At 45.0% G+C, this 22,042-nt stretch carries 15 protein-coding genes; 5 read left to right on the top strand and 10 right to left on the bottom strand.

Annotated elements, in window-relative coordinates; all coding sequences use genetic code 11:
* Positions 1 to 16: 16 nt before the first annotated feature.
* Positions 17 to 2,044 (bottom strand): methyl-accepting chemotaxis protein, encoded by a 2,028-nt coding sequence (locus tag ACHA99_RS03995; RefSeq protein WP_393941178.1) that lies wholly within the window; start codon positions 2,042 to 2,044, stop codon positions 17 to 19.
* Between the two features lie 207 nt (positions 2,045 to 2,251).
* Here ACHA99_RS03995 and ACHA99_RS03990 point away from each other — a divergent pair, with 207 nt between their 5' ends.
* The 3 genes from ACHA99_RS03990 to ACHA99_RS03980 all read left to right on the top strand — a co-directional run bounded on the left by ACHA99_RS03990 (position 2,252) and on the right by ACHA99_RS03980 (position 4,162).
* Complete coding sequence (locus tag ACHA99_RS03990; protein ID WP_393941176.1) at positions 2,252 to 2,878, top strand: fumarylacetoacetate hydrolase family protein; 627 nt, start codon at positions 2,252 to 2,254, stop codon at positions 2,876 to 2,878.
* A gap of 23 nt (positions 2,879 to 2,901) precedes the next feature.
* On the top strand, positions 2,902 to 3,513 hold the full coding sequence (locus tag ACHA99_RS03985) for a Crp/Fnr family transcriptional regulator (RefSeq protein WP_393941174.1): 612 nt from the start codon (positions 2,902 to 2,904) through the stop codon (positions 3,511 to 3,513).
* Between the two features lie 139 nt (positions 3,514 to 3,652).
* Complete coding sequence (locus ACHA99_RS03980; protein WP_028760654.1) at positions 3,653 to 4,162, top strand: YgjV family protein; 510 nt, start codon at positions 3,653 to 3,655, stop codon at positions 4,160 to 4,162.
* 129 nt (positions 4,163 to 4,291) lie between these two features.
* Here the strand turns inward: ACHA99_RS03980 and ACHA99_RS03975 are convergent, their stop codons facing one another.
* The 4 genes from ACHA99_RS03975 to ACHA99_RS03960 all read right to left on the bottom strand — a co-directional run bounded on the left by ACHA99_RS03975 (position 4,292) and on the right by ACHA99_RS03960 (position 9,675).
* The gene (locus tag ACHA99_RS03975; protein WP_173497085.1) at positions 4,292 to 4,534 is read right to left on the bottom strand and encodes a hypothetical protein; all 243 of its coding nucleotides are present in this window, start codon (positions 4,532 to 4,534) and stop codon (positions 4,292 to 4,294) included.
* 194 nt (positions 4,535 to 4,728) lie between these two features.
* Complete coding sequence (locus tag ACHA99_RS03970) at positions 4,729 to 7,470, bottom strand: family 20 glycosylhydrolase (RefSeq protein WP_393941171.1); 2,742 nt, start codon at positions 7,468 to 7,470, stop codon at positions 4,729 to 4,731.
* 43 nt (positions 7,471 to 7,513) lie between these two features.
* Positions 7,514 to 8,386: an ROK family protein gene (locus ACHA99_RS03965; RefSeq protein WP_393941170.1), complete on the bottom strand. Its 873-nt coding sequence runs from the start codon at positions 8,384 to 8,386 to the stop codon at positions 7,514 to 7,516.
* Positions 8,383 to 9,675, bottom strand: coding sequence for an MFS transporter (locus ACHA99_RS03960; protein ID WP_393941168.1), 1,293 nt, complete (start codon positions 9,673 to 9,675; stop codon positions 8,383 to 8,385). Before ACHA99_RS03960 ends, ACHA99_RS03965 begins: the two co-directional genes overlap by 4 nt.
* Before the next feature lie 505 nt (positions 9,676 to 10,180).
* Between ACHA99_RS03960 and ACHA99_RS03955 the strand changes: the two genes are divergently transcribed.
* Positions 10,181 to 11,110, top strand: a complete 930-nt coding sequence (locus ACHA99_RS03955) for an AraC family transcriptional regulator (protein WP_393941166.1) — start codon at positions 10,181 to 10,183, stop codon at positions 11,108 to 11,110.
* Positions 11,111 to 11,119: 9 nt separating this feature from the next.
* On the opposite strand, the gene ACHA99_RS03950 is transcribed toward ACHA99_RS03955, so the two are convergent.
* On the bottom strand, positions 11,120 to 12,682 hold the full coding sequence (locus tag ACHA99_RS03950) for a tryptophan halogenase family protein (protein ID WP_393941164.1): 1,563 nt from the start codon (positions 12,680 to 12,682) through the stop codon (positions 11,120 to 11,122).
* A 66-nt stretch (positions 12,683 to 12,748) separates the two neighbouring features.
* Complete coding sequence (locus ACHA99_RS03945) at positions 12,749 to 15,385, bottom strand: TonB-dependent receptor (protein ID WP_393941162.1); 2,637 nt, start codon at positions 15,383 to 15,385, stop codon at positions 12,749 to 12,751.
* A gap of 342 nt (positions 15,386 to 15,727) precedes the next feature.
* Here ACHA99_RS03945 and ACHA99_RS03940 point away from each other — a divergent pair, with 342 nt between their 5' ends.
* Complete coding sequence (locus ACHA99_RS03940; protein WP_113941063.1) at positions 15,728 to 16,867, top strand: polysaccharide deacetylase family protein; 1,140 nt, start codon at positions 15,728 to 15,730, stop codon at positions 16,865 to 16,867.
* An 83-nt stretch (positions 16,868 to 16,950) separates the two neighbouring features.
* Here the strand turns inward: ACHA99_RS03940 and ACHA99_RS03935 are convergent, their stop codons facing one another.
* From ACHA99_RS03935 to ACHA99_RS03925, 3 genes are read right to left on the bottom strand one after another with little or no spacing between them, the layout of a single operon-like run.
* Positions 16,951 to 18,228, bottom strand: a complete 1,278-nt coding sequence (locus ACHA99_RS03935; protein WP_393941160.1) for a sigma-54-dependent transcriptional regulator — start codon at positions 18,226 to 18,228, stop codon at positions 16,951 to 16,953.
* Entirely contained in the window at positions 18,218 to 20,590 is a 2,373-nt protein-coding gene (locus tag ACHA99_RS03930) for an ATP-binding protein (protein ID WP_393941158.1), read from the bottom strand. The genes ACHA99_RS03935 and ACHA99_RS03930 overlap by 11 nt, the downstream gene beginning before the upstream one ends.
* Positions 20,587 to 21,915 (bottom strand): ABC transporter substrate-binding protein, encoded by a 1,329-nt coding sequence (locus ACHA99_RS03925; RefSeq protein ID WP_393941156.1) that lies wholly within the window; start codon positions 21,913 to 21,915, stop codon positions 20,587 to 20,589. Before ACHA99_RS03925 ends, ACHA99_RS03930 begins: the two co-directional genes overlap by 4 nt.
* Positions 21,916 to 22,042 lie beyond the last annotated feature (127 nt).

Below are 22,042 nucleotides of genomic sequence, written 5' to 3'. Positions count from 1 at the left end.
CTAGGTCCCATCACCTCTACAGTTTAAACCGCTCCACTGAGCTGGTGAGTGAATGGGCAAGCAGAGTGACTTCGTTGCTGCGTTTGGCCATGTCCATGGCTTCATTGGCATTTTGGTCTGCAGATTGTGCCGCCTCACTCATGCTCGACTCAATCCGTTGGCTGTAATCTAACTGCTCGTGGGCGGCGTGGGTGATCTCTAGACTCATTTTATTGAGGGTATGTAAGGTGCTTTCTATGTGAGCGATAGCATCCTGCAGGATTTGGCTTTGTCCGACACACTCATTTGCTTGATTTTGCCCCGTAGTAATTGCATCGGCTGCCGTGGACGTTTCTTTTTGCAGGGCCGTGATCATGGTTTGAATTTCGGCGGTGGCGGCTTGGGTGCGTGAGGCAAGTGATCGCACTTCATCGGCCACGACGGCAAAACCACGACCATGTTCCCCCGCTCTGGCGGCTTCAATGGCGGCGTTCAGTGCCAGCAAATTGGTTTGTTCGGCAATGCTGCTAATGGTGGTTAAAATGCTGCCAATATTATCGCTTTGAATGCTCAAGCGAGACATGACTTCAACTGAGCTACTTAAACGGGCGCTCAGTTCGGCAATTTTATTGCGATTATCATCGGCAATTTGCTTCACTTGATTACCGTATTTCGAGGCTTGACTGATTTGTCTCGCCGACTCACTGGCCTGTTCTGTCACTAGATTTGAGCTAGTAAACATCTGTTCTGCCAAGGCTTTAGTTTCATCGACTCGACTGATTTGCGCCGTTGCGGCATTGGCGATGCGCTGGCCTTGCTCATTGGTTTGGGTGGCAGAGCTGTCCAATGAATGGGCATTTTGGCTGATATTGGTTAACAGCTTGGCAAGATCGTCACTCAAGGTATTCATGTTATCGATTAGGGCACCAAATTCATCGTTATGACGTTTATGAATGCGTTTTGATAAATCCCCTTGGGCGATACTGGCGAGTGCGCCGTTCACTAAGGCCAAGGGATTGAGCATGGCCTTGGAGGTGAAGAAAGAGATAAAACTCACCATGGCGATAAATACCAGTGCTAGTACAATCGCTAAGGTTTGACCCTGTTGAATATCATTACTGGCGATGGTTTGCAGGCTGGTAAATCGGCGGTCGGCTAAGTTGATTAACTTATCTAAGGCGAGATTATTCGCATTAAACTCTTTATCGGCATCGAGGTAATGTTGCTCTGCTTGTCGTTGTGCCTCAACTACGGCTTCCTGCACTTTATAAAGTTCGGCAGGCGCTGCGAGTAAGGTATTGATAATCGCATATTCTTGTTCGAATATTTGCAGTAATCCTAAGGTATCAAGCCCATCAGTTTGTTGTTTTAAAAAGGTAAAGTTAGTGGTGAGATTTCCCAGTAAAATACCGACATCCTGTTGGTGCGATTGAATAACATCCAAACTTTGAGTGTGGATCAGTTCCCCCATAGTGTTGGCTAGCGTATAGAGCATGTCGTCAATGCGAGTACCTGTGCCGACAATTTCTTCGAGTAAAGTCGGATTATCGGGGATGGAAAGAGTTTCGAGATCAATCATCGCATTACTGGCGTTGGTCTTGGCATGGTTAAAGCGCTCAAAGAGTTGCAGGTACTGCCGTTTTGCTTGTTCATTGGCGAGTTTAGCGCTAAACATGGCTTGGCTTTGCTGCAAATAGGCTTGATATCTTGCCTGCGCTTCGTTTAGGGATGTTTGCATCTTAGGTTGATCTGCAACTCGCTCAATTAACTCATTTTCGATACTTTGATATTTCTTCTGCAGCGCGGTAAATGCTTGCTGACTTTTGGTTAAGGCGGCAGTGTCTTGCTGACTATGGGCCAAGGTGGCAAGGCGTGACATTTTTAATAGCACTAGTTGTAAGCTATTACTCTGCTTTTGCACGGGTACGGCTAAGGTTTCAATATTTTGATAGGCGGTTTGTACTTGGGAGAGTGAATAGTAGAAAAAGCTACTGCCAGCGATGAGCAGCGCGCCAATTGCACTAAAACTAAAGATGATTTTTTGTTTTATGGTAAGCGTTAACATAGTGCGAAAACCTCTTCTATGACTGTCCCTGTAAAATGGGTTTATTAATGGTTAGATCGCTGTTTTCGTTGAAATATTGATTTAAGTGTAGCAGAGTTCGTCATAAGTACAGTGATTAGTTCAATTGAACGTTTAGATCTAATTTAGGTTAACTAGTTGGTTTTATTATTTAAAATTATTTCAACCCTATCTTGAAAAGGATTAAAGATGAAATCAGTCGTGTTAGGTGAAAACCTTATCGTACCGACAAAAATTCTCTGCATTGGGCGTAACTATGTTGAGCATATCCATGAATTAGGTAACGAAATCCCCGAGGATATGGTGGTATTTTTAAAGCCTAACTCGGCTATTTCGACTGTGCTTCATTCTAAGCATCAAGGGGAAACCTTGCATTATGAAACCGAGCTGTGTTTTATGTTTCAAAATGGCCGTTTTAGTAGCGTCGCTGTCGGTCTAGATCTCACAAAACGTGATTTGCAAACTAAGTTAAAAGCTAAGGGATTACCTTGGGAGCGAGCAAAAGCCTTCGATGGTGCTGCGTTATTCAGTCCGTTTGTGGCGATTGATGATGCAGAGGCACAGCTGCATTTCACCTTGAGTATCAACGATAACTTGGTTCAAGAGGGGCATATCGATTTAATGATTTACAAACCTCAGACCATATTGTCCGAGCTACAGGCATTTATCAGTCTCGATGAGGGCGATATCGTAATGACAGGCACGCCCAAGGGCGTGGGAAGCATTCCCGCTAAAAGTGTATTAAACGTCACGCTGAGCCGTGGCCTGCAAGCGAGTGCTGAACCCTTACTCGAATGGCAGTGGTTAAGTGTTTAGTGATAAATCGCTGAGTTGCTCGCATGATTGAACCTGATGACGTAAAAAAGACTGCTGTATTGCAGGTGCCAACTTGCCAGCCACTGCAACAATATTTGATTGCGTTAGGGGCGTGTCAAGCTACTGTTGAACGTTACTTATCACAGTTTAAAGCGTTGAACGTGCTGGCGGGAGAGGTGCTTCTTAACCAAGGTGAGGCGCAGTCACAGGCATATTTTGTTGTGGATGGTATCGTGCGCGCTTGCCATTATACTCAGGAGGGCACAGAGCGCTGTAAGGAGTTTTATTTCGAGGGTGAACTGTGTTTTTTGTATGTCAGTTGGCTTAAGCAAATTCCCGCTCGTTACCAATTAGAAGCTTTAAGCGCCTGTAAACTTATCCAAATGCCGTTATCTGTGTTGGATGATACTTCGCTGCAGTCAGTGCAACTTGGGTTACTTAAACAGCAATTATTGTATAAAGAACAAAAGGAAGCCTTTTTACTGCTGCACACTCCTGAGCAACGTTATCTGTATTTACGCGAACATTCACCACTTTGGCTTGAGCGGTTAAGCCAAGGTCAGCTAGCTAATTATATTGGCATTACGGCAATCAGTTTGTCGCGTATGCGTCGACGACTTCAAGACTCTCTTTAACGGTTTTTGCTCCCAGTTAACTTAAGTTAATGCGCTAAATCGCGATTTCCATGATGCTGCGCCTTAAGTTGCGCTCTCAAGTCTACAAAGCTTTCAATCAGAGTGCGCATTATTACTTAAAGCGAAGGAGCTTAATAAGTTGACTGCGTTTACTTTGTCTCAAATTTTGGTGGCGATAGCCATTATCTTCGATCTGATTTCGTTTCAATTTAAGGCGCGGGAGCGGATAGTCGCCTGCCTTTTTGTGTCTGGCATCTTGATTTCAATTCATTTTTGTTTGCTGGAGCAATGGACTGCCGCAGGCTTAATGGGCATAGCCACAGTGCGTTATCTCACCAGTATTTTTACCACCTCAAAAGTAGCCCTATGGTGTTTCTCTATTGCTGCACTTGTGATGAGCATTGTGACCTTTAATGGGGTAACGACTGTGATCAGTTGTATAGGCACCTTGTTTCAAACCCGCGCCGCATTCTGTCAAAGGGATAAAGATCTCAGACTGCTTATGATAGTCGGAACCAGTTTTTGGCTTGTTCACAATGCCTTAGTGGGATCGCCTGTGGCAGTGTTAATGGAGGTACTCTTTATTGGCAGTAATTTGGTGGGCTATTATCGACACTATTTTCGTGGGCAGCTTAAGCAACTGCCGTGATCAGTTTAAATAATCTCATTGATAATTAGAAAGATATTTACTTTATAACGGCGAATTACAGTGACTGTTGTAATCGTCGCTTGGCCGTCGATGTGAGGCTAATGCCAGTGTGGGTTGGATCTGGAATGATTAGAGTCCCGCGACGGCTTCCATATCGAGTTCGATATCAGTGCAGCCCTTAGCACAGTAAATTCCTGCGGTTTGTTCGGCTTTTGCCTGCTCTGGCAATATCACTTTAAGTGTCTGTTTACAGCTAGGACATTGCACTGGCTTACCTTTAAATACCCGTTTAATCAGATTTTTCTGTTCATTAAACGAGGTTGCTGTGGTTTGGTTTAACACGGCAAAGGGGCTAGTAGAAGCAGTTGTCATCGGTTGGCGGATCCTTAGGCTTGATAAAGTATTATCACGAGAGTGTCATCGCGAATAGCGAGATTATAGCCTGAGTTGCGCTGTTATTGAAAAGCCTCAATGTAAGCTTATGCTTAACCTATCGACTAGTGGTATTAATAGCCAATTAACGCATCGGCCATCACATACGATGGCCGACATTGTGCGAGAAACGACTAGAGGGTGTTTTGCCAAGTCGATGGGCGAGAATAACGCGTGCCATCTTTGACTCTGGCGCGGATGTGTTTGACATCATTAAGCTTGAACGCTTGTCGGTAGTTTTGCCAAGGTCCTGAGTCGAGTTGGTATTCCAGCTCGGCATTGGGATACAAGCTATTGAGCACTAACTGCTGATGTTCAACACGTATTCCAGGCGGGGCTATGCGGTAGAAAACTCCCGCTTTAGCTAACTTAGGTTGTACCTTATTGGCATAAACCGCGGTGAAAATTTGCCAATCCTGTTTGAGGACTTGCTCGGCTTGGCCCTTGAGTTGGCGGGCGAAATGTTGAGTTTGCTGACTATAGATTTTACCTTGATAATCATAGGCTAATTCCCATGGCGCCTTATGCCATGCCCGTTCGGCGAGGGCGACCATGCGCGGGAATAACATGTATTCTGCTTGCTCGTCCGATTGCACCATTTCGCTCCAAAGATGCCCCTGCAAGCCGTAAAAACTGTGTCCCGGTTTGAGCTGGCTGTGGCTATCGTCCGACACAAATGGCTGATTTAAGCTATTGTGCCAGCGCTCGGCATGGGCGGGCAGGTTGTCGGGCATAAAGCTAAACACCTTAAAACTGTCTATTGCCCTCGAGGCCCAATGATTGCCGCGCTCATCTGGATGGCTAGCGTAGGGGAAATCGAAATAGGTGACTTCTGGCGTTGAGATAACGACCTTCCAGCCAAGATTTGCTTGCTTATGGGCGATTTGATGGCCGTTGTTTGAAATCTGCGACCAAGCGTTAGATTGCACTTGGGCTGGCATGTTTTCGGGGCGCACTTCACCCATGCCATCATTCCAACCAGCGGCAATAATCCCTTTCTCCGCCAGCATGTTAGCAACGCGCTCAATAAAGTAACCATTGAGCGAATGCAGTCCGGCTAACTCATCGGCTTTTTGTTGCTTCATTGCGATACATGCAGGGGATTCTACCCAAGCGCCCGCAGTTTCATCGGCGCCTATGTGGTAATGCACTAAAGGAATGCCTACGGCTTGGTGCATTTTTTTGACTTCATCAATCACAGTATCGATAAAGTGATAGGTGCTCGGCAGACACACATTGAGTGTGTTGTCGTGGTAATACTGAATCGACGAATATTGGGTTTTATCTGCAAATTCAGTCAGTAAAAACTCCTCCGCCTTAGCTTTGTCTCCCTTGGCGAGGTAATGGTGATAACGCGCCTCCATGGATTTTATTGCGGCGCGTGAATGCCCCGGCATGTCCAGTGAAGGGATCACTTCGATATGGTGAGCATCAGCCAGTTGTAATATTGCTTGGTATTGCGCCACGGTTAAGTAGCCATCGACGGGGTTTACGTCCGCTATGCCACTGCCCAGTTGTGGCAATAAACAGGTTTGCTCGGTTAAATCGAAACAGCGTTTTGCACCCACATCGGTCAGTTCAGGTAAGCCGGGGATGGCTAAACGCCAGCCTTCATCGTCGGCTAAGTGCAAGTGCAGCTTATTGATTTTATAGGCGGCGAGCTGTGGGATAATGCGTTTAATAAAATCGAGCGAGTGAAAGTTACGGGCTAAATCGATATGTAGGCCGCGAAAGGCGTAGCGAGGCTGGTCTTGAATATCGATGGCGACCAGTTGATCGTCACTTAAACTGATCAACCCAGCTAGGCTCTGTAGGCCATAGAAGAGTCCCGCCTCAGTGCTCGCTCGAATACTGATTTGCTCAGTCGTTATGGTTAACCGATAGGCTTCGCTGCTTTTAATTTCACTATCATGGGCTTCAGTGCTGGCGACCTTAGGTGCTTGAGTATCGAGTTGCAATAATAGCGGCGTGCCTTTGTCCTTGGCCGAAAAGCCTAAAGAATCGAGGTAATTAAATGCCGCCTGCCGTCCCTTAAAATCGACAGTTGCAGCCGTGAGTCGATAACCTTTAGCAAGGGATAAAGGCGCCGAGTTTAGGCTTTGGCTATGAAGTGGCGTGGGGATGAGTTTGCCGCTAATGTCAGGTGCTTTGTCTGCGGCTAAGGCTTGATATTGCTCTGCTAAATACTGGCCATCGGCAAAGGGGGTTGCATCGTTTTTTGCCAGTAAGAATTGTTTCTCGGCATTAAAAAGCGCGAGGTAGTCTTGCTCGGCTAAACCTGTTTCTTTATCGCGCCTTGTTTGAGTGCTCTTTATGATCTGCGCCTTATCGCCCATAGCGACAAAGAAGTTTGGCATAAACTCGGAACGGGTGATTTGGCTACCTTTGCTATAAAACTCAATATGATAAACTTGATTGGCGACGAAGCCCTTAAAGCTGGCTTTAGGAGTGATTTTATGTAAATCGCCATTGATATGCTCAATGCTAAAGTCACCCGCATCGACGAAATAAACGGGCGATAATTGGCTGAAATAAATTTGCCAGTCGCCATGATTTAGCTCTTCGCTGGATAACTTGTCGTTGGATAACTGAGTGGGCAGGGTTAGCTCAATGGCGGAGCGATAGCATTGGGCTTCTTTAGCGGGACAGGTTTCAAGATAACTAGCGGTTAGCTGATAATTTAATTGGAGCTTATCGGCCAATTGATTCAGCGCGACATGATTTGCCTCCTGCACAGCATTGGCGGCCAGTACTGATGGCATAACAAGTATTGAAAGCACCGACGCCACGGGAAGCACTGCCATGACGCCGCTGACTAAGGCCGTCTTAATCCTCTGCCACTTAATCATCCCTCTTTGTTTTATTAGTCCTTTCACTTAGCTGAGTCCTTTTGTTGTAAAAACCACTGCGCCGCGTCGATCAATTGCTGGAGCATTGTGATGTTGGTTGAACTTGTTTGATTTTCTGTTGTTGTAAAAACCACTGCGCGGCACCTATGAGGGCTGCATTGTGATGTTGGCTGGCTGAAATCGTCAAGTCTGTCAGTTGCGGGCCATAGACTAAACTTTGCAATTTCTGTTTAAGCGCTTCAATAAAAAAGGGAAAGCTTTGGCTGACTGAGCCGCCAAGGATGATATCTTTGGGATCGTATACTAGTAAGGTTTGGGCGATCATGTGCGCCAAGTGTTCGCCAAAATGGGCGAAGGCTTGTAGCGCTTGGCTGTCACCTTCACAGGCTTTTTGGTACAAATGCTCACCACTCATCTGGTGATGAGTGGTGAAGTATTGCCCCGAGCAGTAGTGCTCAATAATGCCATCGCGATAACTCAAACTGCCGATTTCTCCTGCGGCGCAATGTTTACCCGAATACAACTGACCATTAAAAATCACCCCAGCGCCTACGCCTGTGCCTAAGGTAATCCCGAGCATGTCTTGATTGTGATTGAGTACAGCTTCGCCAAGGGCAAAGAGGTTCGCATCGTTATTTACAACCACATCCATTTCAAAGGTATTTTGCAGTTGCTGGGCTAACCGCGTTGCCGTTAGTGCTGGGATGTTGAGCACTTCGAGTAAAGTGCCGCTGTGCATATCCACCATACCGGGCACCCCGATGGAAACTCCATTGGTTTCAGGCGTGAGGTGGCTGTGGATACAGGTCACGAGGAAATCGAATAACTGTTCGAAATTGCCATCGGCGGGAACAGGATACCGCCAAGTGTCGAGTAAGGTTTTACCTTCCACCTGTGCCAACATCAGTTTAGTTCCCCCAAGATCTAAACATAGGACGCTCATAATAGCTTGTTGCCTCTCGTGTTGTTTGTTGCCATCGGCTCGTCATTCTTTGAGGCCGCTTTTGTTGAAAATAATGTGGTGTTTTTAATCAAGGGACGAGCCGTTAGGGCGACATAGCCTATGTATGCCATAGGAATTAACAGCACTAACATCCCGAGCCGTAATTCGCCGGACAGCTCACTGATAACACCAATGATCGGCGAGATAAACGCGCCGCCGATAATGCCGGTACAGAGAATGCCGGCGAATGATCCATGATCTTGAGTGCGCGAATTAAGCGCCAGCGAGAAGATCACCGACCACATGATAGAAATGAAAAAGCCAACCAATGGGAAACAAATTAATGTTAGTTGGCTCGGTCCCCAAATCGCCACCAGAAAACAAACCAGTGAACTAAGGGAAAAACTGAGCAGCAAGATCTGACTGTCGATAAGTTTAAGTAGTAGCAAACCGAGTAGGCAGCCGAGCGTCATGTAAAACCAAAAATCGCTAACCACATTGGCGCCGACACTTAAGGTATCAAGACCATGATATTGCAGCAAAAAGACTGAGATACTGTTAGCAAGCCCTTGCTCAAGCGCAACGTAGGCGGCGATAGCGAAGAAGAATTTCAAAACGGTTTTATCTTTGAAAAGGCGTAAATGGGTCTCGAGGGCACCTGCCGACTCATCTGCCAGTTTATTCACTTTGGGCATCTTCACTAGGCTGGCAAAGAGCACCATGGCGAGCGCGACCACGGCGAATAACCAATACATGGCGAGCCAACTCATGTTCTCGGGCAATAGCTGTTGCACATAGTTGGCGGATGCAACACTGGCTTGATCTAAGGCGACAAAATGCTGATACACCAGCGGCGCTAAGGTCGCGGCGCCGCCAAAGGCAAGTTGGGCCAGTACGGAGAAAAAGGCAAAATGCTCTGGCCCCGCAGCTTGTCGCAATAAGGGATTCACTGCCACCTGTAATAAGCTCATGCCAGTGCCAATACAAAACAGGCTAAACATGGCGATGCTAAAGGAAGGGAGACACACAAAAGTAATTGCGCCGATAAACGCCAGGCTAAAGGCTAAGATGATCACCCGTTTTTCACCGTACTTGTCCACCAAAATCCCCGCAGGAATCGATGTCACGCCGTAGGCGATAAAAAACGCAAAGGGAAATAATCCCGCCAACGTTAGGCCGATAGCATAACTGTCAATTAACGCAGGGAAAATCGGCCCCATACTGTTGGTCATCAGGGAAATCACAAAGAAAGTACAGAGGACAAACAGAATGATGAGTTTGTGTTTCATGTGCTTAGCCAATTGAATTAAGTGAAATTCATTGTGGCTTGACGCTCGCCTTGGTGGTGATACGAATGGTGCCTCTGTCGATACTTTTCTCACATAGTCAAATCGTGTTCGCGCTGATTGGGCTGATTTACATCAGGTGCTGTAAATACTTGCTGTAGATAGTGGGCAGTAGATAGCTGCTGCGGATGAGCATAGATAAAACGGTGTTTTAGCCTCTGCTGATAAAGTGTTTACTTGTAAAATAGTTACCTTTAATTAACATTGGATAGAATAGTATCGGAGTGGCGGATTTTAGTATCACTGCAAGGCTGACTTGCTATAGACAATAGTGCGCGAAGGCACAGCTATTTCGCCGTGCTGATAGGTCAAGGCTGGCATTAAAAGTAAGGTCTAAGTAATTGAATAATTTAACAGGATGCAATAACGGCTAGCTTGAGTGAATGGCGTTGAACTATAAGAGCTGATTGAAGCTAAGGTAAAGGAATGAGCAACTGGAGTTTAATGGATGAAACCTCTGTGTGAAAAAGTGATCCCCGATGAAAATAGCTCTTGGCGTTACTTTCGTTATGAATGGGACCACATGGATCTCAATTGGCATTATCACCCCGAGTACGAAATCTGCTTAACCCTTAACAGTTATGGTATGCGTTATGTGGGCGACCATATTGCCCGTTATGGCGATTATGATTTAGTGATCATAGGCCCGGATATGCCCCACGGCTGGCAATCCGAGGCTAACCTTGGTGTTTCAACTGACGAGATATCAAATGGCAACGCGCTAAAAGATGGCACTTCGAATGCGAGGGTGCAGGAAGTCGTTTATGTGGCACAAATTCCAGCGGCCTGGCTACACCAAATTGTGAATGAGCAACGTGAGTTAGCGTCTTTGCATTCACTTTTGACCCATGCCAAACGAGGTGTGTTGTTTAGTGAGGAAACGGCGCGTAAGGCCCATAGTGTGTTTATCGAAATGGAGACGGCCAATCCTTTTAAACGCTATATTTTGTTATTGGAATTATTAGCGTTATTACAACAGGATAGTCAGCAAGAACTCTTGTCGAGCACCTTGTTTACCCACGGTAGTAAACTCGACTTTACCGTGAAAAAGCTCGATAAAGTGATTGAGCATATTTATGACAATTACACTCAGGCCTTGTCGGCACAGGATTTGGCAAAGTTAGCGCACATGAGCACCAATCACTTCCATCGCTTCTTTAAAAAACGCACCGAGAAAACCTTAACTGAGTTTATCAATCAACTCAGGATCGCTAAGGCGTGCAAGTTACTGCTGTCAAATCAAAGTCCGATATCAACCATCAGCGATCAGTGTGGTTTCAATAACTTATCCAATTTTAATCGGCGCTTTATTCAATTTAAAGGTGTCACGCCGAGTCGTTTTCGTCAGTGCTTTAGCAGTAAACAAAGGGCAATTTAACCATTCTTATCACGGATGCTTAGGCTGAAAATACTGCTCCACTAAGGTTTGGCTGTAGCGTATCGCTTGCGCCGTGATCTCCGCTGAAATCGGCTCAAATGGGCGCTTCAGTTTTGGGTCGCGGTAATCCATTCCCGCTAACAGCGCATACCAAGAAGGGCGAAAGTAGGCGAGTTGCTGATCGTATTGGTAAAGCAGTAAATCAAAGTCTTCCCCTTGATACCAAGCTTGCAATAGTTGCGTCAGCCTTTGGGAAATGGTGACTTTTCTCGCCGCCAACCAATAGGGTTCGCTGCGCTGGCTGGTGACATAATGGGCCTGAATATAATCCTTTATGCCGAGCACTAACTGCATGACCGCCTGATTGAGTGTTTGTCGACTTAAGGTCTCTGCCTGCTTATTCAATTGATAGCGCTCGAATAACGACATAAATTTTTCAAGAGTGAATTGGGTCATCATGATCGACGTGGCTTCGAGCGGTTCGATAAAACTTTGTGCAAGTCCTATCGCCAGCACATTGTTGTGCCAAGCCTTGTCACTGACACCGACCCGCATTTTGAGAAACCGTACTTGGGTTGATTCAGGCAGATTAACACTGTGCAACAATTCCTTAGCCGCGGCATTGGCACTGAGGTGGCGACGGCTATAAACATAGCCATTGCCAAGCCTGTGGGTGAGGGGGATTTGCCATAGCCAGCCCGCACTGAGCGCCGTTGCGCGGGTATGGTACTTGGCTTGCTGTGCTTGGGTTTGCAATGCATGGTTTTGTAGATCATGGGTTTGCTGTGTTTGAGTGGAGTCCATTAATGCTGGTACAGGAACAGGAACAGGAACAGTGACGGCGCTGTCGTTGAGCAGTTCATTGGCGAAGGATTGAAAGGGTACGCCTAGGGTTTTATGAATTAACTTAGCGCTAAAGCCGCTGGCATCGATAAAAAAGTCGGCGTTAAGTCGTTCGCCATTCGCCAGCATTAAGGCGTCTATATGTTGGTTTTGGGTTGTTGAAACTTCAATGACATCGCCGATGAGGTGTTTTACGCCCCGTTGGCAAGCGTATTCTTTTAAGTAGTTGGCCAGCTCAGTGGCATCGAAGTGATAGCCGTATTCGTTAGCGTAGGGCAATGCTTTATTCGGCCTTGGGCTGAGATTGCGTTTCGCCAGTACGCCGCTGGAGAAGAACGCATCGGGTTTTACTGCACTGCCATGACCGCGGCGTCTTGCATTGGCGTTGATAAAGAAAACTTCAGCGGGTTTCACATCCATTTGACAATAGAAGGGGTGAAAATATTGCTGCCCGTCCCCATTCCAGTTAATAAAATCGATGCCGGTTTTATAGCTGGCGTGGCATTGCTCCATCCAATCTTTTTCGCTAATGCCTAAGTTGTCCATAAAGCGTTTCAAGTGTGGCGTTGAACCTTCACCAACGCCGATGGTGCCTAGGTTGTCCGATTCCACTAAACAGAGCTCAATGGCGGCAAATACGGGGTTATTCGCGAGGGCTGCCGCTGCCATCCAACCTGCGGTTCCACCCCCTAAGATAATGACTTTTCTGATTGCTTGCTTCACTTTCATGGCTTATACCTCTGCATTATCAACGCAAAAAGCCGACCCTAAGGTCGGCTATGCTGTGACTCAAGTTTAGAATTTGTAGCTGGCACCGACGAAATAACGTGAACCAAATTCGATGGTGTTTTGGGTTAATCCGTATTTAACATCATAGGATTGCACCACTTCATTGGTTAAGTTAACCCCTTCGAGTGAGATATCTAAGTTCTCCATTGCATGCCAAATAATTGAGGCATCCACTTGTTGATAGCTGTCGTTTAACACGTTTTGAATATTACCTACGCCTAAGTATTCTGAACGCCAGTTATAGGCGATACGGGCGCTGAACAGATCATCTTCGTAGAAGAGTGAACCGTTGAAGGAGTTCTCTGACACGCCTTCAATCATCTGCTCGGTGCCATCGGGGCGAGTGCTTTTACTGTCAACATAGGTGTAGTTGGTTAAGAAGCCAAAACCGCTTTCAAAGTTATGTTGTAACTGGATTTCAAGCCCAGTCACTGAGCCGCTACCGCCGTTGGCTGGGGCTGTGACACGGCATTTATCCCACTCGGATTCTGACGCGCCGCAACCTTCAATGTACTGAGTCGACTCAGTGACAAACACTACGTTATCAATGTCTTTGTAGAATAAGGCTGCCGACAGCATAGAAGATTCAGTGAAGTACCATTCGATGCCAAGGTCGGCTTGGTTCGCCTTATAGGGTTTTAAATTGGGATTACCGCCGGTCGCAGTACCAAAGTTTTTCGCTATCGCTAACCCAGGTTTAAGATCGCTGTAGTTGTTACGTGCCATCACGGCAGAGGCCGAGGCACGTAGGATTAGATCTTCTTGTAGATCAAAGGCGACGTTGATACTCGGTAACCAATTATCGTAATTAACGGATTCATTGTAGGGTTTGCCATCGGCAAAACCGGTTGAGGTTTGGTCTGTGTTAACGTAACGCAAACCAAAGTTACCACGATAGAATTCGCCGCTGAAATCCGCTTGGGCGTACAAGGCCAACATATCCTCTTCGACAGTGAAGGTGTTACCGAGATCGGCGACTTCCACTAACTCGCCATTGGCGTATTTCTCGCTGATAAACGCCCACCATTTGTCTTCATCTAACTTGGCATAGGAGTCGAGCACATTGCCACCGCTCTGGGAATGCAGGCCAGACAGTACGCCATCGCTCCAGTTGGCTAGGTTGCCATTAGGCACGAAACCTAGGATTTCTGCGGGGTTACGGTTGAAGGCATTACGCTCGAAATCACTGGTGTTGTACTTAATCCCGACCGCAATTTTATTAATAAAATCATGATCGAGTTGATATTCGAAGTCAGACTGGGCGTAGGTGACTTTATGATCTTGCACTGTGGTTTCGTAGTTGGCTTCCTGCGCATGCTTGAACTGGCTAGCATCGTTGGCATCTAGGCTCGTGAGCACCACTTGATAGGGACCTGTGGCATCGTAACTAAAGCCACCATCGACACTGCCTTGACCATTAGGGAAGGCGGGATCGCCAATTTTGCCGCCTTGGTCCGTCGCAGGGATCCACCAAGAAGATGAGCCGCCTTGGGTGCCGCCATCTGAGGTCGATTGGCCAATGACGCCGCTAAGGGTGAAACTGTCCCCGACGTATTTTCCGGTTAAGTTGAGTACGTCAGACTTCATATTGACCGCGTGGCGTACCACAGGGTTATAAATAATCGACGCATACGCTGGCAGAATCGTTGCCGATGCTGTGCCGCCTTGGGCGTTATTTACTACGTTGGTGGAGCCCGAACCGCGGGCGCCAACGGTTAAGAAGTTATGGTTTACGTGGGGGATATCGAGTTCAAAATTAAAGTAATCTAAGGTGAACTCTGTTTTTTCAGTCGGTGCAAATTGCAGTGTGACTTGGGCACTGGTCCGTTCGCGTTCGGCCCTAAATGCCTGTGAGCCAATCCCCCACGCCCCGACAGTTGATTCTTGGTCTTGTGCAGGATCGGCAGCGAAGTATTCATAATAACCGCTGAGCGATTCTAATACATGCCGACCACTGGTGAGTTTTTCTACTGAGTAAGCGCCTAAAATACCAAATTTTTCATCGTCATTTTTCCAGCTTCCGACGAAAGATCCACTCGGATCTGTTTCATCGTACAGGCTGCTTTGGCTCAACTCACCCGCCACTTGATAAGTGTGAGCATCGAGATCTAAGGGCTTACGGGTTTTGAGATCGACAGTGCCGCCCAGCGCACCTTCTTCAAGGCTAGCGGTTGGCGTTTTGTGGACTTCAACCGCACTGACTTGCTCGGCTGACAATAATTCCATGTTGAAGGTACGAGTGGCAGGACCAAGATCATACCAAGAGGTGCTCGCAACGGTTTGACCGTTCAGCAAAATACGACTCTGTTCAGGCGCTGTACCACGAATGGTGACCCCGCTCACTTCACCGTATTGTCTATCGACCGTCACCCCAGAAATTCGCTGCAGCGCATCACCAATGTTTTTATCGGGAAACTTACCGATATCTTCCGAGGTGATGGCATCGACCGTGGAGTCGGCGAAGCGTTTGGTATTCATTGAGGCTTCAATCGAGCGACGTATGCCGCGTACTTGGATTACCTCAATATTTTCTGCGGTTGCCTCTTGTTGCTCCGCCGCGATTGCGGTTGAGCTCATCCCGAACAAGGCGTTAGCGATACATAATGCGAGCAAAGAGCTCTTAAATAGTTGACCTTCTGACATGTTATTGCATCCCTGTAGTGCTTTTGTGTTGTTTTTTTCTCCAGTTAACTTACCTGTTATCGAATTGTTGATGCGGTACTTTTCACACTAGGATTGGTATTTTTCTATTGTCTTTGAAACCTTGGGTAAGAGGATGGTTAACTGGGTGCAAAGGCAGGATTTATCGACTTAGCGTAGAAAAGTATGGCTTGTTGCTAGGATGGTATAACTAATGCTGGTGGGATTACTCACTATAGATAAGCTAAACGGATGAGTGAACTCGCTGTCTACAGGTTATGAATTAACCAGTGCGTAAAGAGAACTAACTTATTCATCTTTAAACATTATTTATAGGATGAAATCATGAAACTGAAATCGATAGCCGTTGCAGTTGGGCTTTGTGTTGCGAGCTTGAGTACTGGCTTAAGTGCGGCCTACGCCAGTGATAAAACCATTTACCTTACCTTTGATGATGGTCCAATTGACGCGACCTTAGGGCTGTTAGATGCGTTAAAGGATGCCAATATCAAGGCGACGTTCTTTATTAATGCGTTTCATATGTATGGCGAAGGGGATGAAAACGAGGCGTTAGCGGCTGTCGCCCTACAACGCTTGCTAGATGATGGTCATATTTTGGCAAACCACAGTTACGATCATATGCTGCATAACTGCACTGATGGCGTGCAATCTGGGGCGGCATATTGTAATCAAGTTGGACTCTGGCCTGTAAAATCCTATCAAGATGCGGCCACCGATTTCACCTATTTTGTGACGAACACGGCCAAAGTGGTTGAACTTATTCCTAATGCCGCCAGTTATCCCAATAACAAGATGACTAAGTTGGCACGTTTGCCTTACACCAATGGTTGGCGAGTGACCAGTAAACTCAAAGGCGACGGCTTGTGTGCGACATCCGATACTGTGCCGCCTTGGGACCCTGCTTTTGCTTGTACCGCAGAAACCTCGACCAACAGTTCGCAAGTTGCGGTGCAAATTCAAAACATGCTCGCCGAGAGTGACTATAAAATATTTGGCTGGGATCTAGATTGGGGACCAGAGGATTGGGGGGTTGCCTTTCCTGCTGAATCTATGGCCGATGGGGTTGAGCTGGTGGCAAAAGTCAATCAAGTGATCAACACCTGCGCAGGAACGACGATGAATCCGCTTAACAGTCGTACGCAGAACTTAGATTGTAGTGATGGTTTACATAACGGGAAAGTGGTGATCTTGACCCACGACTTCCTGTTTGAGAATGCGCACCGCGGACAAGGTGCAACCATCAACTTGCCTAAAATTAAGCGTTTTGTTGAAGAAGCTCAACGTCAAGGGTATCGTTTTGATACGCTAGATAACTATGCCCCTGCTTGGCAGGATCAGCATAATTATCAACTACCTGAGTTTGTGTCCTATCAAGATAAAATCTATTCCTTAGTGCAAGCCCATTTCTCCCAAAGCAATTGGCAACCAAGCCAAACCCCAGCCTTGTGGAAAAATGAAAAGTAGTGCGATTTATAAACACAAAATCCATTGCCGCAGTGATATTTTAAATATCACCGCGGTAGTCTTTTATCTGGCTCAGATAGTATCTAGGACTTAGGTTTAAACTTATCCTTTTCTAGATTGAGCTTTTTCATTCTTAGGTACAGTTTTTTCCGAGGTATCCCTAAGTAATTTGCGGCATCTGTGACTCTACCTGAACAAAGATACAGAATATTTTCAATTACTTGTTTTTCATAGGCGTCAACGAGCTCATCCAACGGTGCATCAGGGGTTTGTACTAGTTTGAGGGTTTCTTCACCGGGAAGTTTTATGATGCCAACGGCATAGAGCTCGGCAAGATTTCGTAACTCACGGATGTTTCCTGGCCAGTGGTAGCGTTTAAGAATATCGATATAATTCAAGTCAATTTTGGGAATAGAAATATCGAAACGCTTACAGCTTTGGCTTACAAAATTTCGGAATAAAGGAATAATATCACTCTTGCGTTCAGCGAGTTTTGGCAATTGGATCCGTGCCTGTGAGAAGTAGTAATATAACTCAGGTAATAGGGCTCCTGTTTTGACTTCATCATCTGGATTGGTATCGAAAATACAAATCGTACGATGGCTTTTGGTATTTAGTCTTTCCTGATCCAGTAAGCGAGTACATAGCCAGCGTTGATGATCATGGTCTAGCTGAGTTAACGAACGCAGCACTAAGGTACCATTTTGGGCTTTGACTATACTGGCTTCTAATTCCGAAAATGTGGGATGCTCTTTGCAATCATGGATTATTAAGCTGTTGTTTTTGTATTGACTTAAGCTATGCAATACAGATGCGACTAAGTGACGACCTGTGCCCATTTGTCCTTCAATCATCACATCTTTATCTATTTTAGCGATTTGACTCAGTTGTTGGCGTATTAGATTGATCTGCTCACTGGTGCCGAATAGATGTTCCTTAAAAGTGCTAGAGATAGCCTCTCTCTGTTCTATGATCCCTTGACGGATTTGTTGAGCTCGTTTGAGCAGTTGTAAGAATTGAGCGGAGTCGAGAGGTTTTTCAAGGAAATCGAAAGCACCGCGTTTGACTGCCTCGACCGCGAGTGGGATATCACCGTGACCAGTGATCATGATGACAGGAATTTCAGGATCAATTTTTTTGACTTCATCGAGTAAGTCCATGCCATTCATCGCGGGCATATAAATATCTGAGACGACAATCCCATTCCAGTTTTCATTGAGTAACGCTAAGGCTTTAGCTGGTGAGTTGGTTGCCTTAGCATTGTACCCTGATAGGTGTAATAAGTGGCGATAGGCAGTGAGTACATCCTCATCATCATCGACAAGTAGCACATTAAACTGCGTCGAATTTTCAATCTGCATTGTGAAACTCCAAAATAATCATAGCGCCACCTTTTAGGTGTGATGCCACATAAATCTCAGCTTGAAAACGTTCGAGTATTGAGCGACAAATGCTCAACCCTAGGCCCAGACCTACGGCCTTAGTTGTGTTAAACGGGGTGAATATAAGAGGCAAAATACTCGGGTCAAATCCTGGGCCATTATCGTAAATTGCCAGTGTTAATTTGGCGCTCGTTTGATTGAATATTGATACAAAGATCTGTTTATCTAATTGACTTGCGGTGGCGTCCATAGCGTTAATTAGGATATTCAGCAGTACTTGTTCTACCTGAACCGCGTCTGCCATTATCATGTGATCTTTATCTAACTCGTTATGAATAATGATGTTTTCATTTCTAGCTCGGGTTTCCACTAGTACCAATGCGTTACTAACGAGTTGACGGATATCTAGGCTAACAGCTTCAATATTACTGGGGGATTTTCGGGCGAAGTTTCTAATAGCAGAGATAATTTTAGCCATCCGTAAATTCATCATTTCGGTTTTACTTAGCATGTCAGTGAGTAAGTCGAACTGATGTGATGCTAGTGCTAAACGGCAACTGTACAGATAGGTACTGACTGCTGAAAGTGGTTGATTTAACTCGTGAGCTAGGCTTGTCATTGTCTGACCTACCGCAGCCATTTTGGCAGCTTGGATGAGATCTGCTTGCGCTTGACGTAAATGCCTTTCTGCAATGCCACGTTGTTCTATTTCTGCCGTTAGCTCTTGATTTTTCAAGGTTAGATTTAAAGTCCTGTCAGCGACTAAGGACTCAAGTTCGCGGGCATTGAGCTCTTGTTTGGTGATGTCAGTAATAGTAACCATGTATTTTGCTTGTCGTGCGTGTTCGAATGCCTGCAGGTGAAAATGCAAGTATTGGGGGGTGTTATTCTTGAGTAAATTGAGGATGCATTCACTTCGTCCCGTTTGTTGCAGCTCACTATCAATCGCGAATTGTTGCGATAACACTTGCTGGCTAGTGGAGGGGAATGCTTGCCAAAGGGTTAGTTGTGGGGCGAGCGTGGTTAAACTCAGTAATTGTAATGCCTGAGGGTTTGCCGATTCAATTTCCCCGTTGGGATAACATGTAATCAAGCTTGCTTGGGCATTATTGATAAGTGTCAAAGCATTACTTTTTACCATTGCCTGCATATCGACACAGAATTGTCGCAAGCAGTCACCCATGTGGCCAATTTCATCTTTACCTTGCGTCGCTATCGGCCAGTCTAAATGGCCGTTAGCGACATTTTTTAAATCAATTTCTAGGGTATTAAGGCGTTTTAATACTCGTTGTCGAATGAGGATTGCCAATACTAAAATACTGATTAAAATAGAAATTACGGATATAAGGAAAATAATCAACTTTCCATTTACTATCATAGATTTGGTGTTGATGTTTAATGAGTTGAATGCTTGGCTGGATTGTTCCAAGGTAGCAATGTTTTTGCGGTGAAATTGGGTTAACACTTGAGTTAATGGGGTTGCTAATTGTGATAATGCCAGTTGAGCTTCAGTATCCAGTTTTAAGAGTCGAATCAATTCACCATTAGAGCTGATAAGGTTGATTAGATTCTTCATTATTTGCCTATGGCTGATCGTGGAAGGAAAGCTCTTCAGTTTTTCGACTAACTCTTCAATTTCGACTATTTTTTGATCTAAGTAATAGAAGGCGCTCGTTAATTCTCGCGTGTATCTTTGATCAATAATTTCATTCACTAAGGTAAAGAGTTCTGTTTCTTTAGCGGATAATTCTTGCAAAATAAAAAATTCACTCATTAATGCATTGGGCGAGGTATTTCCTACCGGATGTGACAGTAAGCGAGTCACGTGCCATTCGACCTCTTGCATTAAGGGCGTCATTTCGTCATTAAGGTCTTGATGTAACCAAGTGATGCGTTTTTGCAAGTTATTAAGTTCTTGGCTGTAAGTTATTTTTTGTTTTAATAGCGTATCTTGTTTTTCGATTAAACTTGAGAAATGATCGAGTGCAATCCGTTGTTCAGGGAGTAGCTCGTTATCATGGTTACTGTTCATATAGGCTTTTTCAATAGTTATAATTTCATTTTTTATATCAGCCTCAAATTTTTTATAATCGAATTCATCTTTAATTTTATAGCTATTAGAGATAATAGTCTGTATATTCCCACTTGATCTTTCTAGTATATATGCGCCATTAAGTGGTGGCAGACTATGCTCTACGATATTATTTATCTTATTACTGAGTTCTTCCCAAATAAAAGCCGTAGTCACTCCTATAGATAGATTGAGAAATGTCATGCTCGCAAAGGCGAGCATTAATTTGCTTCCTAATGTTGTTGGTATTTTAAAATGATATTTTTTCATGATTTTTTGGACACTAAGCTGTTCATTAAACTAATAGCCTGATCTAATTGATGCTCACTTTTCTTGCGCCACTGGTACAAAATTTGTTCTATTTCTGTGGTGTGCTTATGCTCTGTTGAAATCTGTATAAATTGATTCTGTAGTGCTAAAGATAAAGACTCGGCTTCATCAATAGGAACTGAACTCGCTAATAGTCGTGCTTGACTAATGAGTTGTTGTTCATCAGATGAAATGGTGGTCGATGCTTCAGCTTGGTGGATAAGTTTCCATGCCAGTTGTAGTTTAGGTAATTGGTAGGTAATCACCTGATCGAATAATGAATTGATAATATCGGCTCTGTTAAACAGTACTTCTTCATTAATGACGGGTTGTGTACTTTTAGCAAGACTAGAATCCGTCAGTGAACGTTTGGCAACGGCACTAGAGCTTATAAGCTTTTGGCCATTAGTAGAGAGAAAATATTGGATAAGCTTTTCGACATTCGCCTTACTTCTGCCACGGGAAGTAACGGAAATATAAGTCGGAAGTATAACGGTATTGGGTAGATAATTAAAATTTGTAAAGTCAAATTTATATTTAGAGTCAATTGCATAGCTATCTATTACAACGCCAGCGCCAACAAGCCCCCTAGAGATAGACTCACTCACTCCAAAACTTCTTGCTGAAACTGAGGCCAAATTTCCACCTATTTCCCTTAGTAATGCCCACCCTTGAATCCAGCCTTTTTGTTGTAGTACTCCTTCGACCATCATATGAGTGGTGCCAGAATTGTTGGGCGTACTCATCATGATATGCCCAGAAAATTGTGCAGCAGCGAGATCTTTCCAAGTATGGGGTATGGGTAAGTTGTTTTTTTCTAGGTAGCGCTGATTATACATAATCGTTATCCCAGAATAGCCTAATGCTATGGTTTTATTGCTTTTAGTAAGGTCATGTATTTTTAACCAAGGCGGCATTTCATAGCGTTCTGATGGGGCGACAATAAGCCCCGCATTATCCAAATCGCGAAAGAAGGTTGGAGTAGAAGAAATAATCATATCTACCGGATGTATTGACGATTGTTTTACCCACTTTAATGCAGGTCCAGTCCTGCGATATACCACTTGAATGGGGACATCTGGATTTAACTGTTTGAATTCTTCAAATAAGGCGCCCATAGGTTCTTCAGAAAAGGTGGTTAATACCACTAGAGGTTCTGCTGCAGAGGCGGAATTAAAGAGTGAGCTTAATCCTATGCTTGTCCACAGTAGTAATAAAAATGGAGTCAAAATTTTAATTTTTATTTGCAGAACATGATTTATTTCGTCCAGTTTTATGTAACTCATGGCATCAATACCTTATTAAGTGATTCAACTCGCATATTTTTAAAATTTTAAATTCTTGTTTGATTCTAGTTGAGTCAAATTTGACTCGATTTTTTAGGGCTGAAAATAGCTTAAGCCATCTTTATCG

It is taken from the genome of Shewanella sp. S23-S33, from assembly GCF_043359565.1.
In the GTDB taxonomy this organism is placed as follows: Bacteria; Pseudomonadota; Gammaproteobacteria; order Enterobacterales; family Shewanellaceae; genus Shewanella; species Shewanella oncorhynchi.
Note: the sequence above shows the minus strand (reverse complement) of the source record. Positions and strands in the feature narration are given on the sequence as shown.

Bases quoted from the DNA above. Each gene is read 5' to 3' on its own strand.
- ACHA99_RS03995 (WP_393941178.1), bottom strand. From the start codon at position 2,044: ATGTTAACGCTTACCATAAAACAAAAAATCATCTTTAGTTTTAGTGCA.
- ACHA99_RS03990 (WP_393941176.1), top strand. From the start codon at position 2,252: ATGAAATCAGTCGTGTTAGGTGAAAACCTTATCGTACCGACAAAAATT.
- ACHA99_RS03985 (WP_393941174.1), top strand. From the start codon at position 2,902: ATGATTGAACCTGATGACGTAAAAAAGACTGCTGTATTGCAGGTGCCA.
- ACHA99_RS03975 (WP_173497085.1), bottom strand. From the start codon at position 4,534: ATGACAACTGCTTCTACTAGCCCCTTTGCCGTGTTAAACCAAACCACA.
- ACHA99_RS03965 (WP_393941170.1), bottom strand. From the start codon at position 8,386: ATGAGCGTCCTATGTTTAGATCTTGGGGGAACTAAACTGATGTTGGCA.
- ACHA99_RS03960 (WP_393941168.1), bottom strand. From the start codon at position 9,675: ATGAAACACAAACTCATCATTCTGTTTGTCCTCTGTACTTTCTTTGTG.
- ACHA99_RS03955 (WP_393941166.1), top strand. From the start codon at position 10,181: ATGAAACCTCTGTGTGAAAAAGTGATCCCCGATGAAAATAGCTCTTGG.
- ACHA99_RS03950 (WP_393941164.1), bottom strand. From the start codon at position 12,682: ATGAAAGTGAAGCAAGCAATCAGAAAAGTCATTATCTTAGGGGGTGGA.
- ACHA99_RS03945 (WP_393941162.1), bottom strand. From the start codon at position 15,385: ATGTCAGAAGGTCAACTATTTAAGAGCTCTTTGCTCGCATTATGTATC.
- ACHA99_RS03940 (WP_113941063.1), top strand. From the start codon at position 15,728: ATGAAACTGAAATCGATAGCCGTTGCAGTTGGGCTTTGTGTTGCGAGC.
- ACHA99_RS03935 (WP_393941160.1), bottom strand. From the start codon at position 18,228: ATGCAGATTGAAAATTCGACGCAGTTTAATGTGCTACTTGTCGATGAT.
- ACHA99_RS03930 (WP_393941158.1), bottom strand. From the start codon at position 20,590: ATGAAAAAATATCATTTTAAAATACCAACAACATTAGGAAGCAAATTA.
- ACHA99_RS03925 (WP_393941156.1), bottom strand. From the start codon at position 21,915: ATGAGTTACATAAAACTGGACGAAATAAATCATGTTCTGCAAATAAAA.